This is a genomic window from Citrobacter sp. RHBSTW-00570, from assembly GCF_013739755.1.
GTDB classification, from domain to species: domain Bacteria; phylum Pseudomonadota; class Gammaproteobacteria; order Enterobacterales; family Enterobacteriaceae; genus Citrobacter; species Citrobacter braakii.
In genome coordinates this window covers 468,182-482,830 of record NZ_CP056399.1, presented here as the reverse complement: position 1 = coordinate 482,830, position 14,649 = coordinate 468,182, and the positions used below count along the sequence as shown (strand labels likewise).

Genomic DNA, 14,649 nt, shown 5'->3' with positions numbered 1-14,649 from the left:
GATGATGATTAGTGTTGTCTGACTGCATACCTTTATACCTGTTATACCAGATCAAATAAGCAGCAATACAATACAGAACGCTTATAGTGCGATCTGTCTCACTAAACGATCGTCAGGATCGCGATTACTTACGCAATTTTTTACTTTTGCTGAAGGCGTGCCAGGTAGCGGAAACGCTGTTGAGATGTTCTTGCAGTGCGCGGTCAGCTTCCTCAGGATCGCGCTGACGAATCGCGTCCACAATAGCGATATGCTGCTGATAACTCACGTTATTGTGCTCATATAACTCTTGGTCAGCCACGGTCGGACGGGCGGCAATCAGCCAGTCTAACAGCGCAACATGGATAGCCATAAAGATGGGATTGCCCGGGATCTCCGCTAGTATGCGGTGAAAATCAACGTCCGAGCGAATGAACAGCGTATTGTCATCGAGCGACTGGCTGTTGATCTCCAGTGCTTTCGCCAGTCTGTCGATTTGCTCATCCGTCGCATGTTCTGCGGCGTATCGTACCAGGCTGGATTCAAAGAACAGTCGCAGCTGTTCGAAGTGGGCAATGCCGCCGGGATGCGCGAGGAAATCTTTCGCCATACCGGACAGCTCGCTGATAATGGTATCAGCTGAAGGACGCGAAACGCGGGCGCGCTCGCCATTGTTGATTTGCACCAGACCTTTGCGTTTTAACGCTGCCAGCGCTTCTCGTACAGAAGGACGGCCCACGTTAAAGAAGGCCATCAGCTCCCGCTCAGACGGTAACTGTTCGCCCTCGCCAAACTCCCGACGACGAATCATCTGCTCCAGTTCTTCTTCAACCATTTCAGACAGTTTTTTACGCGCCAGCGGGCGGCTGCGTAAGCTACGGCCAATGGTGGATGGAGAGTCTTCAGCTTGCGAATCAAATGCGTTCATAGGGCCCATTCAGCTAAGTCGTGGTGACAAATAACAGCGGGTTTATCCTAACACAGGATCGAAAGCAGGGTGAAATGATGGTCAATCAGACTGTCGGGCTTATTGGCGGTCTAACGCATCCGGATATTTTGTTACGCTAAAACATTCAGCTTATCTTTAATTGAAAACAATCATATTCGCTTCGTGAAATTTATGAATATGAACGTGATAAATTATCATAACCATCTATTTTATAACGATAAATAATTTAAACATCGAATTAAAAATAAGATATTCACTCCATAAAAATCGCCCGAAAAAATATAACATCCGTTTGGACAACAGCGTTATTACCGGATTTATCTTCTTCTCTGGCATGGAGTGAAACAATGTTCGGCATCATTATCTCTGTCATCGTTTTATTAACGATGGGTTACCTGATCCTCAAAAACTACAAACCGCAGGTAGTGCTGGCAGCCGCGGGGATCTTCCTGATGATCTGCGGCGTCTGGCTAGGCTACGGTGCGCTGGTCGCTAACGACAAGAGCAGCGGCTATCTACTGGTCGATATTTACAACGAAATTCTGCGTATGCTTTCCAATCGGGCGGCCGGACTAGGGTTATCAATCATGGCAGTAGGTGGTTATGCCCGTTATATGGACAGGATGGGGGCCAGCAGAGCGATGGTTAGCCTGTTAAGCCGCCCGCTTAAGCTAATCCGCTCACCCTATGTTGTTCTTGCCGCCACCTATGTGATTGGTCAGATCATGGCGCAGTTCATCACCAGCGCTTCCGGGTTAGGCATGCTGCTGATGGTGACGCTGTTCCCGACGCTGGTCAGTCTTGGCGTGAGCCGTTTATCCGCGGTGGCGGTCATTGCCACTTCAATGTCAATTGAATGGGGCATTCTGGAAACCAACTCTATTTTTGCCGCGCAGGTGGCGGGCATGAAAATCGCTACCTACTTCTTTCACTATCAGTTACCCGTCGCATCGTGCGTTATCGTCGCCGTCGCTATTGCACATTTTTTCGTTCAGCGGCAGTTTGATAAAAAAGCACTCCCGGAAAGCAACGGATTCGCTGAACAAAAGACGCTGGAAAACGTGCCACCTCTCTATTACGCCATTCTACCCGTCATGCCGTTGCTTCTGATGTTGGGCTCGCTTGCTCTGGCACATATGGGGTTAATGAAAACAGAGCTGAATCTGGTGGTGGTCATGCTGATGAGCATGACGCTGACGATGTTTGTCGAGTTCCTGCATAAACATAATCTGCGCGAAACGATGGATGACGTGCAGGCCTTCTTTGACGGCATGGGAACCCAGTTTGCCAACGTTGTCACGCTGGTGGTCGCCGGTGAGATCTTTGCGAAAGGGTTGACGACTATCGGGACTGTCGACGCTGTAATAAAAGGTGCAGAGCATTCCGGCCTTGGCGGTATCGGCGTGATGATCATCATGGCCGTGGTCATTGCCGCCTGTGCGATTGTCATGGGGTCAGGTAACGCGCCGTTTATGTCTTTTGCCAGCCTGATTCCAGATATAGCAGCCGGACTACATATTCCTGCGGTAGTGATGATTATGCCGATGCATTTTGCTACTACGCTGGCCCGGGCGGTATCCCCCATTACAGCGGTCATTGTGGTGACATCAGGTATTGCGGGCGTATCGCCCTTTGAGGTGGTAAAACGTACGGCCATCCCGATGGCGGTGGGATTTGTGGTCAATATGATAGTCACCATCACGCTGTTTTACTGATCCCGAAGGCAGAAAACAGAACAGGCCCCAAAGGGCCTGTTTTTTATTTCACTACGCGTAGCGCTGGACGCCCACCGCGAGGCGGCGGCGGAGTGTCATCCGGATCGTTGTCGTCGCCATTGTCAGGCTTATCGCCATCAATGACCGACATGACCGTTTCACTTTCAAAACCAGTTGCGTCGTTGTCGTCATCATTTAAGCTAGCGACATCTTCGTCGTAGGCGGCTTCCGGCTCGAACATAGTACCGGCGCCATTTTCACGAGCATAAATTGCCAGAACTGCCGCCAGCGGTACAGAAACCTGACGCGGCACACCACCGAAGCGCGCGTTAAAGCGCACTTCATCGTTAGCCAGTTCCAGGTTACCCACCGCACGCGGTGCGATATTCAGAACAATTTGCCCATCACGTGCATATTCCATAGGAACCTGCACGTCCTGAAGCGTCACATCCACCACCAGGTGCGGCGTAAGCTGGTTGTCTAACAACCACTCATAGAATGCGCGCAGCAGATACGGACGGCGTGGTGTTAGCTGTGGCAAATCCATACAGGTTAACCCCGGCCCAGACGCATTTCACGTTCAGGCTCAGTCAGAGAAGCCAGGAAAGAATCACGTTCAAAGACGCGAGTCATGTACCCTTTCAGTTCTTTCGAACCTGCACCGTTGAATTCAATGCCCAGCTGCGGTAAACGCCACAGCAGCGGCGCCAGGTAGCAGTCTACCAGGCTGAACTCATCGCTCAGGAAGTAAGGTTTCTGGCCAAATACTGGTGCAATTGCCAGCAGTTCTTCGCGCAGACGCTTACGCGCGACTTCGGCTTCAGAAGCAGAACCGTTCACGATGACGTTCATCAGCGTGTACCAGTCTTTTTCAATACGCTGCATGTACAGGCGGCTTTCACCACGCGCAACCGGGTAAACCGGCATCAGCGGCGGATGCGGGAAGCGCTCATCCAGGTATTCCATAATGATGCGAGATTCCCACAGGGTCAGCTCACGATCCACCAGTGTCGGTACGCTCTGATTCGGGTTGAGGTCGATCAGATCCTGCGGTGGATTGTCCTTCTCCACATGCTCAATCTCGAAACTAACACCTTTCTCAGCCAGCACAATGCGGACCTGATGGCTATAGATGTCAGTAGGACCAGAAAACAGCGTCATTACCGAACGTTTGTTGGCAGCGACAGCCATGAAAACCTCCAGGTATATTCAGAATTTTTACTGCTACCAGCCACTAAGTGGCCAGCCAGAAGTGATGTCACCCATATTCGGGAAAGCCATTACTGTTCAAAATACAAACAAAAAATGAACGATACCGGACATTTGGGCAGAAAATTGGATGATAGTTTACCAGATTTTGTGACCTTTGTGGTGAGTCGATTCTTGAAATGGGGAAAAAGAGGTGGCAATCAGCGGATTACCGTGGTTATACGGAGAGCAGTAACGATAAAAAAACCCGCCGAAGCGGGTTTTTTCGCAAATTGTTGTCTGCCGAAGCAGAGTACAATTAACGTTTGGAGAACTGAGGACGACGACGTGCTTTACGCAGACCGACTTTCTTACGTTCAACCTGACGAGCATCACGGGTAACGAAGCCAGCTTTACGCAGTTCGCCACGCAGGGATTCGTCGTACTCCATCAGAGCGCGGGTGATACCGTGACGGATCGCACCAGCCTGACCAGAGATACCACCACCTTTAACAGTGATGTACAGATCCAGTTTCTCAACCATGTCGACCAGTTCCAGCGGCTGACGAACTACCATGCGGGCAGTTTCACGACCGAAGTACTGTTCCAGAGAACGTTGGTTGATTACGATTTTACCACTGCCCGGTTTGATGAAAACGCGAGCTGCGGAACTTTTGCGGCGACCAGTGCCGTAGTATTGATTTTCAGCCATTGCCTATAATCCCGATTAGATGTCAAGAACTTGCGGTTGCTGTGCCGCGTGGTTGTGCTCGTTGCCAGCGTAAACTTTCAGTTTACGGAACATAGCACGACCCAGCGGGCCTTTTGGCAGCATGCCTTTAACCGCGATTTCAAGCACACGCTCAGGACGGCGAGCAATCATCTCTTCAAAGGTCGCTTGTTTGATACCGCCGATGTGACCGGTGTGGTGATAGTACACTTTGTCAGTACGCTTGTTGCCAGTTACAGCAACTTTGTCAGCGTTCAGAACGATGATGTAATCACCGGTATCTACGTGCGGAGTATATTCCGCTTTGTGCTTACCGCGCAGGCGCAGAGCCAGTTCGGAAGCCAGACGGCCCAGAGTTTTACCGGTCGCGTCAACAACATACCAGTCGCGTTTTACGGTTTCTGGTTTAGCTGTAAAAGTTTTCATTAAAAGCTTACCCAAATAAATAAGTTACACGTTGGTGAACACCCAAACGTTTTGTCAGTTGAGGTTCACACGACATTGTCCAGCAAACCTACCCCTTCGAATAGCCTATGCCGGCGCATAGAAAGTTTTGGGAAAAAAACTCTCTCGTAACGTGGGGTCGCAAGATTATAGAGAAGTCAGGGTCAAAGATCGACCCCTTTATGTGATTTGCGGCAGGTTTAACCGGCTAAATGTTCCCGCTTCAGATACTCTTCGCTTTGCATCTCCTGCAAACGCGACAAACAACGCTGAAATTCAAACTTCAGACGCTCGCCCTGATAAATTTCATAAAGTGGTGAGGCCGCACTGACCACTAGCTTAACGTGGCGTTCGTAGAACTCATCCACCAGTGCGATAAAACGCCGCGCTTCGCTCTCCATCAGAGTCGTCATGACCGGCACATCAGACAACAGCACCGTATGAAAAAGACGCGATAGCGCAATGTAGTCATGCTGACTACGCGCATCGACACAGAGCGTGGTGAACGACACCGCCAGCGTTTGGTTTTCGACGGCCAGCGTCTGCATCGGACGATGATTGATCTCCAGCGTCGGCGCATGTTCACTTTTCGTTCCCGCTAATGCCAGCCACAGCTTATCCATCTGCTGACGAGTTTCCTCATTCAGTGGTGACAACCACAAATGCGCCTGCGTTAAGGTGCGCAGACGATAATCGACGCCAGCATCGACATTCATGATGTCACAATGCTGTTTGATGGCATCAATGGCAGGAAGAAAACGCGTGCGTTGCAAACCGTTGCGATACAGCTCATCAGGCGGAATATTGGAGGTTGCCACCAGCGTAATACCACGGGCAAACAGCGCCTTCATCAGACCGCCGAGCAGCATGGCGTCGGTGATGTCAGAAACAAAAAATTCGTCAAAGCACAGCACGTCCGTTTCAGCCTTAAAGCGGTCGGCAATGATTTCCAGCGGATCACTCTGCCCCTGCAGGGCCGTAAGCTCTTCATGGACACGCAGCATAAAACGGTGAAAGTGCAAACGCTGTTTACGCCCGCCCGGCAGGCTATGGAAGAACAGATCCATCAGCCACGTTTTTCCGCGCCCGACTCCGCCCCACATATACAGACCACGCACTGGCGCGTTGGTCGGTGACTCACGCTTTCCCAGCAATTTGCCAAAACGCGCCATCAGTCCGCTCTCCTGCGGCGCAGGACGTGCTGGCGTCGAAAGCGCCTGGAAAATTGTTTCCAGTCGATTCACTGCTTCTTGTTGTACGTTGTCGGGCTGATGACTGCCGTCTTTGAGGGCTTGCTGGTAACGCGATGTCGGGGAAAGGCTTTGCATGATGTTATTGTTATTCCTTGAGAATCGATGTGCCGTCGCTCACGGTTGACGAAAAAAAGGCCGTTCTACATTACGTGATATAAACACGGGATTCCACTTCTACGGGATTAGCGGTTATAGTGGCATAATCAGGCGCAGGCATGGAGCCTAAAGCCAACACCCTACGGAAACACAAGACAACGGGAGATGTTCATGACCTGGGAATATGCGCTAATTGGGTTAGTCGTCGGTATCATTATTGGTGCTGTAGCCATGCGTTTTGGTAATCGTAAATTACGCCAACAGCAGGCATTGCAGTACGAACTGGAAAAAAATAAAGCTGAGCTGGAAGAGTACCGCGAAGAGCTGGTGAGCCACTTTGCCCGCAGCGCTGAACTGCTGGATAACATGGCGGACGATTATCGTCAGATCTACCAGCATATGGCGAAAAGCTCCAGCAACCTGCTGCCGGGTATGTCACCGGAAAATAATCCGTTCCGTAATCGTCTGGCAGAGTCCGAAGCGGGTAACGATCAGGCGCCGGTTCAGATGCCGCGAGACTATTCTGAAGGCGCATCTGGCCTGCTGCGTAGTGGCGCAAAGCGCGACTAACTGCACATCGTTAAGAAATTTATTGGGCGCAGCAATTGCGCCCTCCGCTTCTCTTCCTGTCCCAGCTATTATTTAGTCGTTAGCCTCATTGTGACCAAACCGAAAATTCAATAACATCAAACTGTTTTGAATCATCTTCCGTTTACTCAAGGTACGAGAGCAGGATCCATGAAAAAACAAACCCAGCTGTTGAGTGCATTAGCGTTAAGTGTCGGGTTAACTCTCTCGGCGCCATTCCCAGCCGCAGCGTCGATTCCCGGCCAGGTTCCCGGCCAGGCTGCGCTCCCCAGCCTCGCCCCGATGCTGGAGAAAGTGTTACCTGCCGTGGTGAGCGTAAGGGTCGAAGGCACCGCCGCTCAGGGGCAGAAAGTCCCGGAAGAGTTCAAAAAGTTTTTTGGTGATGAACTTCCCGATCAACCTGCACAACCTTTTGAAGGGCTGGGTTCCGGGGTCATCATTGATGCCGCCAAAGGCTACGTCCTGACCAATAATCACGTCATCAATCAGGCGCAAAAAATCAGCGTTCAGCTTAACGATGGCCGTGAGTTCGACGCTAAGCTTATCGGCAGCGACGACCAGAGCGATATCGCTCTGCTGCAAATTCAACACCCCAGCAACCTGACGCAAATTGCCATTGCCGACTCCGACAAACTCCGCGTCGGTGATTTTGCGGTGGCCGTGGGTAACCCGTTTGGTTTGGGGCAAACGGCCACCTCCGGCATCGTATCAGCTTTGGGTCGCAGCGGGTTGAACCTGGAAGGTCTGGAAAACTTTATTCAGACCGACGCCTCCATCAACCGGGGTAACTCCGGCGGCGCGTTGCTAAACCTCAATGGTGAGCTGATTGGCATTAACACCGCGATTCTGGCCCCCGGCGGCGGTAGCATCGGTATTGGTTTTGCGATCCCGAGCAATATGGCACGTACGCTGGCGCAGCAACTGATGCAGTTTGGTGAAATCAAACGTGGTCTGCTGGGAATTAAAGGCACCGAAATGACCGCCGATATCGCCAAAGCGTTCAAACTGGACGTGCAGCGCGGCGCGTTTGTCAGCGAGGTTCTGCCTAACTCTGGCTCCGCAAAAGCAGGTGTGAAGTCTGGTGATGTCATTACCAGCCTCAACGGCAAACCGCTCAACAGCTTCGCCGAACTGCGTTCACGCATAGCGACAACCGAACCAGGGACCAAAGTCAAACTGGGCCTACTGCGTAACGGTAAACCGCTGGAGGTTGAAGTAACCCTGGATACCAGTACATCATCGTCCGCCAGCGCGGAGATGATTGCTCCTGCGTTGCAAGGGGCTACGCTCAGTGACGGTCAGCTTAAAGACGGCACCAAAGGCATCAAAATTGATAACGTTGAAAAAAGCAGCCCAGCCGCGCAGGCCGGTCTGCATAAAGATGACGTTATCATTGGCGTTAACCGCGATCGTGTAAACTCGATCGCCGAAATGCGTAAAGTGCTGGAAACGAAACCGTCGATCATTGCTCTGCAGGTAGTGCGCGGTAACGAGAGTATTTACCTGCTCCTGCGTTAACGCATGCAACCGGACATCAGCCCCCCGTGTGATGTCCGGTAAACTCGTGATATGCTGCTGCCGTTCCCTTTATTAATGACGCCGCCATCATGTTTGTGAAGCTTTTACGTTCGGTCGCGATTGGTTTAATCGTCGGCGCTATTCTGCTGGCCGCGATGCCCTCTCTGCGAAAAATAAATACGCTTACCGCGCCACAGTTCGACAGTGCAGATGAAACGCCCGCCAGCTATAACCCGGCGGTTCGCCGTGCAGCGCCTGCCGTCGTTAACGTTTATAACCGTAGTATGAACAGCACAGCACATAACCAGCTTGAGATCCGCACACTCGGCTCAGGCGTTATCATGGATCAGCGCGGCTATATCATTACCAATAAGCACGTCATTAATGATGCCGACCAAATCATCGTCGCGTTGCAGGATGGGCGTGTATTCGAAGCGCTGCTAGTGGGTTCTGATACGTTAACCGATCTTGCGGTGCTGAAAATCAACGCGACTGGCGGGCTGCCGACAATTCCAATTAATAACAAACGCGTGCCGCACATCGGCGATGTCGTCCTCGCTATTGGTAACCCGTACAACCTTGGGCAAACCATCACTCAGGGGATTATCAGCGCCACCGGTCGTATTGGCCTGAACCCGACTGGACGGCAAAACTTCCTGCAAACGGATGCCTCCATCAACCACGGCAACTCCGGCGGCGCGTTGGTCAACTCGCTGGGCGAGTTAATGGGTATTAACACGCTGTCATTTGATAAGAGCAACGATGGCGAAACCCCGGAAGGGATCGGCTTTGCTATTCCGTTTCAGTTGGCAACCAAAATCATGGATAAGCTGATTCGTGACGGGCGCGTGATTCGTGGCTACATCGGCATCAGCGGTCGCGAAATTGCGCCACTGCACGCCCAGGGCGGCGGGATGGATCAAATTCAGGGGATTGTAGTTAACGAAGTGGCCCCAGACGGTCCGGCAGCGCAGGCAGGAATTCAGGTTAACGATCTGATTATTTCGGTCAATAACAAACCGGCGGTATCTGCGCTGGAGACCATGGACCAGGTGGCAGAGATTCGCCCTGGTTCGGTTATCTCTGTTGTCGTGATGCGTGATGACAAGCAGTTGACGCTGCAGGTAACGATTCAGGAATACCCGGCTACAAACTAAATCACAAACGAAATGATGTAAAAAAACCGGAGATAGCTCCGGTTTTTTTATGCGTCAAATTCGCGATATTTGTAGGACGGATAAAGCGTTAAACACCGCCATCCGGCCTACATAAAGGCGTTATTTAACGAACTCTTCACCCAGGGTGATATCTTTCTTCAGCGTATCCAGCATACCTTCCAGCGAGCTCTGCTCAAATGCGCTCAGCTTGCCGATAGACTGGCGTTCTTCTACGCCGTTTTTACCCAACAGCAGCGGCTGAGAGAAGAAGCGAGCATACTGGCCGTCGCCTTCAACGTAAGCACATTCAACCACGCCTTTTTCGCCGCTCAGCGCGCGAACCAGTGACAGGCCGAAACGTGCTGCAGCCTGACCCATCGACAGGGTTGCAGATCCGCCACCGGCTTTAGCTTCCACAACTTCTGTACCCGCATTCTGGATACGTTTGGTCAGGTCAGCCGCTTCTTGCTCAGTGAAGCTCACGCCAGGGATTTGTGACAGCAGCGGGAGAATGGTCACGCCAGAGTGGCCGCCAATAACCGGGACTTCAACGTCACCAGGCTGCTTGTCTTTCAGTTCCGCAACAAAGGTGTTGGAGCGGATGATGTCCAGCGTGGTCACGCCAAACAGTTTGTTCTTATCGTATACGCCTGCTTTTTTCAGCACTTCTGCAGCGATAGCAACGGTCGTGTTCACCGGGTTGGTGATAATACCGATACATGCTTTCGGGCAGGTTTTAGCAACCTGCTGCACCAGGTTCTTCACGATACCGGCGTTAACGTTGAACAGGTCGGAACGATCCATACCCGGTTTACGTGCGACACCCGCAGAGATCAGTACCACATCAGCACCTTCCAGTGCAGGGGTAGCGTCTTCGCCGCTGAAGCCTTTGATTTTCACAGCAGTAGGGATATGGCTCAAATCAACGGCCACGCCAGGCGTTACTGGAGCGATGTCGTACAGGGAGAGTTCTGAACCTGAAGGCAGTTGGGTTTTTAACAGTAATGCTAGCGCCTGACCGATACCACCAGCAGCGCCGAGGACTGCAACTTTCATCCTAAACTCCTTATTATATTGATAAGCAAAGTGTCTATTGCTCCGCGGCGGCGACCTTAATTCACAAATCCAACGAATACAACAACCACGCGTCAAGAATGCGTAGTCACGCAAATTTGGCTTTTATGCATTTAACTTACGTAAAATAAAACCTAAGTTACGTAATTCAAAACCACCCGCACAGTAGAGCAACTTTCCAACAGGTGCTGACAATATACCCTACCCACCTCTCAAAACAACATCAATTTGATAACATTTAATTTACTTTTAACCTTATTTGCGAGCCGTGACACAGGCATGTTTCTTGATAACGAAATTTGATAAAATTCCGCTCTTTCATAACATTATTTCAGCCTTGAACAAGGCAGACTGTTTGCATAAAAATTCATCTGTATGCACAATAATGTTGTTTCTACCGCCATATTACGGGTGACTTATGCGAAGCTCGGCAAAACAAGAAGAATTAGTAAAGGCGTTTAAAGCGCTGCTTAAAGAAGAAAAGTTCAGCTCTCAGGGCGAAATCGTCCTCGCGTTGCAGGATCAGGGCTTTGATAATATCAATCAGTCCAAGGTTTCTCGCATGCTGACCAAGTTCGGCGCCGTGCGTACCCGCAATGCGAAAATGGAAATGGTGTACTGCCTGCCGGCAGAGTTAGGGGTACCTACAACATCCAGTCCACTGAAAAATCTGGTATTGGATATCGATTACAACGATGCAGTTGTGGTTATTCATACCAGCCCTGGCGCTGCTCAGTTGATTGCACGTCTGCTGGACTCATTAGGTAAAGCGGAAGGTATTCTGGGTACAATTGCCGGTGACGATACCATCTTCACCACCCCAGCTAAGGGTTTTACGGTAAAAGATTTGTACGAAGCCATTCTGGAACTGTTTGAACAAGAGCTGTAATACTTCCTCCCCGTCGCCTCGCGGCGGGGAAAAACCTCTATATCCACCCTCCTCCCTCTATTATCCACTGTCATTGATTTAACAAATGGTGCGTTTAACCGTCAAAAGTCATTCACATAGCGAATATGAAGAGTTAAAAACGCACATTTTGCAAAAATTCATATCTCAATGATTTAATTGAATTTATTATAAAACCGATGTTTAAAACCCTATTTTTAATTCTGTTTGGTTATAAAAAATATTTTTCTTAACACTTAATCCGCACAGAAACAATTAGCGTGGTATTAATTTATCAAGTGATTAGTGTATACTTGATTTTGTGATGAGGGTCACGAAACGCAGACCCCAATAAAAGAATTCGACGAGGTAAATATCATGAAAATCAAAACAACTATTGCAACCTTAAGCCTTCTTTCTGTTCTCTCTTTCGGTGCAAGCGCCGCAGTGACTCAGGTGAACTCACAAGAAGCACAGAACCTGCAATCCATGGGCAGCATCTCCGTATCTCAGATCGGTAGCTCACCAATGGACATGCGTCAGGCTATCGCCGCTAAAGCTGAAAAAGCGGGTGCCAGCAGCTATCGCGTCACCGAACTCCGTGAAGGCGCTCACTGGCACGCGACTGCAGAACTCTACAAATAAACCCTCGTCGTCTAGTCCGACGACTTGCCCCCGCCTGCCGGGGGCTTTTTTATGCCTTACATTGAGTGACGAACGTTAAAGCGCAGCTGTCCTTCCAGCTCTTCTTCCGCTTCATCGAACAGTAAAATCAGCGCGCCGTATCGCCTGCGTAACTTGTCCGGCAAATGAACAAATTCAATCTCCAGCGGCAGCGGTAAAACGTCCCCGATAACCACCTCCCACAGAGAATCTAAATCAACCACCTTTTCCCGGGCGAGACCGAACGCGCGCGTAAACTCACGGTAGAAATCCCCCTGGTCTTCTATCTCGTCAAAATCAAAAGTATAGATGTTCATCTATAGCCACCATCCCGACGCCAGTCACTCTACTGACCATCAATATGCAGGAACCTCCTGCATTTTCAGGTAAGTATAGCCATAAAAAAACCGACGCTTTTAGCGTCGGTTTCCAACTCTTAATTACTGGTCAGCGCATGCTGGTATTTGTGCAGCATCCCGCTAAGTCGTTTTACCGGCTCGGTCACCTGCGGTGGCGCTTGCCAAATGATTAATTTCTCCTGATAGATCTCAAGCTCTTCCAGCAGCTGGCTAAAGTAGCGTCGGCGCTTGTCGTCGTTTCCTGCGGAAATCACGTGATCCGCAGTGCGACGAAGCTGGCGATGGAACGCGGATAGCTCCTCGTTTACCGGTATCGGCGCATCGCGCAGGCGCTGATGCGCAATGATCATCGTCAGCGCCAGGCGAAACTTCGCCAGGTCGCCGGGAAATTTGTTCATCAGCAAAAACAGCTGCTGATAAAGCGCCGGGAGATGGTTTTCTTTACGACGTACCACGTTGGTGGTCATCGCTGAAACCGCCGCCGAGACAAACTGGTTGAGCAACACGCGACCCGTTCTGTCACGAGAGTTATCGCGCACCAACAAAATGACGATAAATGCCAGCACGCAGCCAACAATTTGCCCCAGCGCACTGTCAAGGAACTGGCTAAAGTGGAAGGTCATCGGGTTATCCAGCACGATGATATTAATAGTGCTGGCCAGCGCCCCCATTGATCCCAGCCGTCGTTTCTGTACCTCTATACCCAGAAAGAACCCCAGCACCGCCAGGCTCAGGCACAGTAACAACATGCTTTGTTGCGTATTGGGGATAATCACCAGGAAATAGAGCGCCCCGAGCGGTAACGCCGCCAACGTACCGTAAATAAAGTCTATTGCCACCATGCGCGGGTTGGGCAAACGCATTGCCAGCGAAGTGACAACCGCAATCATCACCATTGCGCCGCTGCCGGAGGTCCATCCGGTCCACAGCCAGAATAAAGTTCCCAGCACACAAGAAAGCGTGGTGCGCCAGAAGTTGATCATCGCATGATGGCGCTCGGCAGACTCCACCTTCACTACTGGCTCACCTTGCAGGATCTCTTCTTCCGTGGCGCTAATTTTGGTATTACTCAGTACACCGCGTTTGAGCAACAGGTAGCGCGTCGCGGCGCCTGCCCAACTATATATCGTGATCGGCGTTTCGCGTTCGCCGGTCCAGGCAATCACCCGCCGCATCCGCTTCAACTGTTTATGAACATCCTGCACCGTTTCAACCGGCATATTGAACAACTCGCGGAAGGTATCAGTGATCAGTTCGGGCCGAGTGTTCTGAATAAGATAGGTTTCGCAGGACTGCGTGATGAGCGTGAGTGACAGCGTGTTCAATGCTTTGAGTCTGCGGTTAGCCCGCCCCCAGCGTGAGGACTCCATATTCAGGTTACTTCGCATGCCTTCCAGTGCCGCCGTACGCCGGACTAAATCGCCCCAGGCTTTGTCCACTTCTTCACTGTCACCGTGCTTAATGCACAGCTGCATAAGCTGATACTGCGCCACCAGCAGACTGTCCAGTTCGACATCAATCTCCTGTTTCACCGAACGGGGCGAAAAGAGCAGATCGGCCACAATAGCACAGACAATCCCCATCACTATTTCACTACAGCGTTCGAGCGCAAATTGCGGCGTCAGCAGCGGTTCAGCCTGGATGGTAATGACGATGATCAGCGCCGTATAGCCCGAAAGTCCCCAGGCATAGGAGTTTTCGATCTTCACAAGCGACGAGATCCAGGTACAAAAACCGGCCCAGATACAACACACCAGGATCATCAATAACGGGGCGCGGATCATGCTGATGATAATGATCAGTGCAGCAATACAGCCAATAAATGTCCCGACAATACGCAGCATGCCGCGATAGCGTATAGCACCAGAATAGGGCTCTCCGCCAGCGGCAAAGGCCGGGCCAGCCGCCACAATGGCGGCGGTCAGCACCGCCCAGCGCGGGGTCTCAAGTTGGAAGTGAAAGCCAACGAACAGCGCCAGTACAATCGCGCACGCCAGTTTCACCGCAAAGCGGATATGCTGGTTGGCAATAGAGAAAATGCCCATCACGA

The 14,649-nt window shown here is 51.1% G+C and carries 15 protein-coding genes; 6 read left to right on the top strand and 9 right to left on the bottom strand.

What is annotated here, in order from left to right:
• Positions 1-124: 124 nt before the first annotated feature.
• Positions 125-916 carry a transcriptional regulator NanR gene (gene nanR, locus HV237_RS02345; RefSeq protein ID WP_047358532.1) on the bottom strand — a complete coding sequence of 264 codons (792 nt, stop codon included), beginning with the start codon at positions 914-916 and terminating at the stop codon, positions 125-127.
• 359 nt (positions 917-1,275) lie between these two features.
• On the opposite strand from nanR, the gene dcuC reads away from it, so the two are divergent.
• A complete protein-coding gene (gene dcuC, locus HV237_RS02340) occupies positions 1,276-2,643 on the top strand; it encodes an anaerobic C4-dicarboxylate transporter DcuC (RefSeq protein ID WP_047358533.1) in 1,368 nt (455 codons plus the stop codon).
• 43 nt (positions 2,644-2,686) lie between these two features.
• Here the strand turns inward: dcuC and sspB are convergent, their stop codons facing one another.
• From sspB to zapE, 5 genes are all read right to left on the bottom strand, one after another.
• On the bottom strand, positions 2,687-3,190 hold the full coding sequence (gene sspB, locus HV237_RS02335) for a ClpXP protease specificity-enhancing factor (RefSeq protein WP_047358534.1): 504 nt from the start codon (positions 3,188-3,190) through the stop codon (positions 2,687-2,689).
• Positions 3,191-3,195: 5 nt separating this feature from the next.
• The gene (gene sspA / locus HV237_RS02330) at positions 3,196-3,834 is read right to left on the bottom strand and encodes a stringent starvation protein SspA (protein WP_003025132.1); all 639 of its coding nucleotides are present in this window, start codon (positions 3,832-3,834) and stop codon (positions 3,196-3,198) included.
• Positions 3,835-4,150: 316 nt separating this feature from the next.
• Positions 4,151-4,543: a 30S ribosomal protein S9 gene (gene rpsI / locus HV237_RS02325; RefSeq protein ID WP_003025138.1), complete on the bottom strand. Its 393-nt coding sequence runs from the start codon at positions 4,541-4,543 to the stop codon at positions 4,151-4,153.
• Between the two features lie 15 nt (positions 4,544-4,558).
• Positions 4,559-4,987 (bottom strand): 50S ribosomal protein L13, encoded by a 429-nt coding sequence (gene rplM, locus HV237_RS02320; RefSeq protein WP_003025141.1) that lies wholly within the window; start codon positions 4,985-4,987, stop codon positions 4,559-4,561.
• 218 nt (positions 4,988-5,205) lie between these two features.
• Entirely contained in the window at positions 5,206-6,333 is a 1,128-nt protein-coding gene (gene zapE, locus HV237_RS02315; RefSeq protein ID WP_047358535.1) for a cell division protein ZapE, read from the bottom strand.
• Between the two features lie 192 nt (positions 6,334-6,525).
• Here zapE and zapG point away from each other — a divergent pair, with 192 nt between their 5' ends.
• The 3 genes from zapG (at position 6,526) to degS (ending at position 9,617) form a co-directional block, all read left to right on the top strand.
• Entirely contained in the window at positions 6,526-6,924 is a 399-nt protein-coding gene (gene zapG, locus HV237_RS02310) for a Z-ring associated protein ZapG (RefSeq protein ID WP_003025147.1), read from the top strand.
• Positions 6,925-7,092: 168 nt separating this feature from the next.
• Positions 7,093-8,460 (top strand): serine endoprotease DegQ, encoded by a 1,368-nt coding sequence (gene degQ, locus HV237_RS02305; protein WP_046276025.1) that lies wholly within the window; start codon positions 7,093-7,095, stop codon positions 8,458-8,460.
• 89 nt (positions 8,461-8,549) lie between these two features.
• Positions 8,550-9,617: an outer membrane-stress sensor serine endopeptidase DegS gene (gene degS / locus HV237_RS02300; protein WP_003025154.1), complete on the top strand. Its 1,068-nt coding sequence runs from the start codon at positions 8,550-8,552 to the stop codon at positions 9,615-9,617.
• Between the two features lie 120 nt (positions 9,618-9,737).
• Here the strand turns inward: degS and mdh are convergent, their stop codons facing one another.
• On the bottom strand, positions 9,738-10,673 hold the full coding sequence (gene mdh / locus HV237_RS02295; RefSeq protein WP_047358536.1) for a malate dehydrogenase: 936 nt from the start codon (positions 10,671-10,673) through the stop codon (positions 9,738-9,740).
• Between the two features lie 436 nt (positions 10,674-11,109).
• Here mdh and argR point away from each other — a divergent pair, with 436 nt between their 5' ends.
• Together argR and yhcN are read left to right on the top strand one after the other, a co-directional pair.
• Entirely contained in the window at positions 11,110-11,580 is a 471-nt protein-coding gene (gene argR / locus HV237_RS02290; protein WP_003025162.1) for a transcriptional regulator ArgR, read from the top strand.
• Between the two features lie 375 nt (positions 11,581-11,955).
• Positions 11,956-12,222 (top strand): peroxide/acid stress response protein YhcN, encoded by a 267-nt coding sequence (gene yhcN, locus HV237_RS02285; protein ID WP_003025165.1) that lies wholly within the window; start codon positions 11,956-11,958, stop codon positions 12,220-12,222.
• Between the two features lie 56 nt (positions 12,223-12,278).
• Here the strand turns inward: yhcN and HV237_RS02280 are convergent, their stop codons facing one another.
• Positions 12,279-12,557 (bottom strand): barnase inhibitor, encoded by a 279-nt coding sequence (locus HV237_RS02280; protein WP_016154709.1) that lies wholly within the window; start codon positions 12,555-12,557, stop codon positions 12,279-12,281.
• Between the two features lie 119 nt (positions 12,558-12,676).
• A complete protein-coding gene (gene aaeB, locus HV237_RS02275; protein ID WP_047358537.1) occupies positions 12,677-14,644 on the bottom strand; it encodes a p-hydroxybenzoic acid efflux pump subunit AaeB in 1,968 nt (655 codons plus the stop codon).
• Between the last annotated feature and the right edge of the window lie 5 nt (positions 14,645-14,649).

Coding starts and splice junctions, on each gene's coding strand:
- nanR (WP_047358532.1), bottom strand. CDS start 916: ATGGGCCCTATGAACGCATTTGATTCGCAAGCTGAAGACTCTCCATCC.
- dcuC (WP_047358533.1), top strand. CDS start 1,276: ATGTTCGGCATCATTATCTCTGTCATCGTTTTATTAACGATGGGTTAC.
- sspB (WP_047358534.1), bottom strand. CDS start 3,190: ATGGATTTGCCACAGCTAACACCACGCCGTCCGTATCTGCTGCGCGCA.
- sspA (WP_003025132.1), bottom strand. CDS start 3,834: ATGGCTGTCGCTGCCAACAAACGTTCGGTAATGACGCTGTTTTCTGGT.
- rpsI (WP_003025138.1), bottom strand. CDS start 4,543: ATGGCTGAAAATCAATACTACGGCACTGGTCGCCGCAAAAGTTCCGCA.
- rplM (WP_003025141.1), bottom strand. CDS start 4,987: ATGAAAACTTTTACAGCTAAACCAGAAACCGTAAAACGCGACTGGTAT.
- zapE (WP_047358535.1), bottom strand. CDS start 6,333: ATGCAAAGCCTTTCCCCGACATCGCGTTACCAGCAAGCCCTCAAAGAC.
- zapG (WP_003025147.1), top strand. CDS start 6,526: ATGACCTGGGAATATGCGCTAATTGGGTTAGTCGTCGGTATCATTATT.
- degQ (WP_046276025.1), top strand. CDS start 7,093: ATGAAAAAACAAACCCAGCTGTTGAGTGCATTAGCGTTAAGTGTCGGG.
- degS (WP_003025154.1), top strand. CDS start 8,550: ATGTTTGTGAAGCTTTTACGTTCGGTCGCGATTGGTTTAATCGTCGGC.
- mdh (WP_047358536.1), bottom strand. CDS start 10,673: ATGAAAGTTGCAGTCCTCGGCGCTGCTGGTGGTATCGGTCAGGCGCTA.
- argR (WP_003025162.1), top strand. CDS start 11,110: ATGCGAAGCTCGGCAAAACAAGAAGAATTAGTAAAGGCGTTTAAAGCG.
- yhcN (WP_003025165.1), top strand. CDS start 11,956: ATGAAAATCAAAACAACTATTGCAACCTTAAGCCTTCTTTCTGTTCTC.
- HV237_RS02280 (WP_016154709.1), bottom strand. CDS start 12,557: ATGAACATCTATACTTTTGATTTTGACGAGATAGAAGACCAGGGGGAT.
- aaeB (WP_047358537.1), bottom strand. CDS start 14,644: ATGGGCATTTTCTCTATTGCCAACCAGCATATCCGCTTTGCGGTGAAA.